The sequence below is a fragment of the Streptomyces sp. WAC06614 genome, assembly GCF_003949795.1.
Lineage (GTDB): Bacteria > Actinomycetota > Actinomycetes > Streptomycetales > Streptomycetaceae > Streptomyces.
Genome location: NZ_RPRY01000715.1, coordinates 1 through 1,007, shown reverse-complemented (window position 1 = coordinate 1,007; position 1,007 = coordinate 1). Strand labels below are relative to the sequence as shown.

The window sequence follows — 1,007 nt, the reverse complement described above, 5'->3', positions numbered from 1 at the left end:
CTGGGCGGCCGGGCCGTGATCAACTCGGTGAACTACGAGGACGGTGACGGCCCCGAGTCCCGCTTCGCCAAGGTGACCCGGCTGGCCCAGGAGCACGGCGCCGCGCTGATCGCGTTGACGATCGACGAGGAGGGTCAGGCGCGGACGGTGGAGAAGAAGGTCGAGATCGCCGAGCGGCTGATCGGGGACCTGACGGGGAACTGGGGGATCCGTGAGTCGGACATCCTCATCGACACCCTGACCTTCACCATCTGCACCGGTCAGGAGGAGTCCCGCAAGGACGGCATCGCCACGATCGAGGCGATCCGTGAGCTCAAGCGGCGTCACCCGGACGTGCAGACCACGCTGGGTCTGTCGAACATCTCGTTCGGTCTGAACCCGGCGGCGCGGATCCTGTTGAACTCGGTCTTCCTGGACGAGTGTGTCAAGGCGGGGCTGGACTCGGCGATCGTGCATGCGTCGAAGATCCTGCCGATCGCCCGTTTCGACGAGGAGCAGGTCACCACCGCGCTGGATCTGATCTACGACCGGCGGGCGGAGGGCTACGACCCGCTGCAGAAGCTGATGGCGCTGTTCGAGGGTGCCACCGCCAAGTCGTTGAAGGCGGGCAAGGCGGAGGAGCTGGCGGCGCTGCCGTTGGAGGAGCGGCTCCAGCGGCGGATCATCGACGGGGAGAAGAACGGTCTGGAGGCCGACCTCGACGAGGCGTTGCTGACCCGGCCGGCGTTGGACATCGTCAACGACACGCTGCTGGAGGGCATGAAGGTCGTCGGTGAGTTGTTCGGGTCGGGGCAGATGCAGCTGCCGTTCGTGCTCCAGTCCGCCGAGGTGATGAAGACCGCGGTGGCGCATCTGGAGCCCCACATGGAGAAGTCGGACGCGGAGGGCAAGGGCACGATCGTGCTGGCCACCGTCCGCGGGGACGTCCACGACATCGGCAAGAACCTCGTCGACATCATCCTGTCCAACAACGGCTACAACGTCGTCAACCTCGGCATCAAGCAGCC

The 1,007-nt window shown here is 66.0% G+C and carries 1 protein-coding gene; it reads left to right on the top strand.

Annotated features, from left to right (window positions below; genetic code table 11):
* The coding region (locus EF918_RS36080; RefSeq protein ID WP_185922102.1) for a dihydropteroate synthase at positions 1-1,007 on the top strand (1,007 nt) is incomplete at both ends.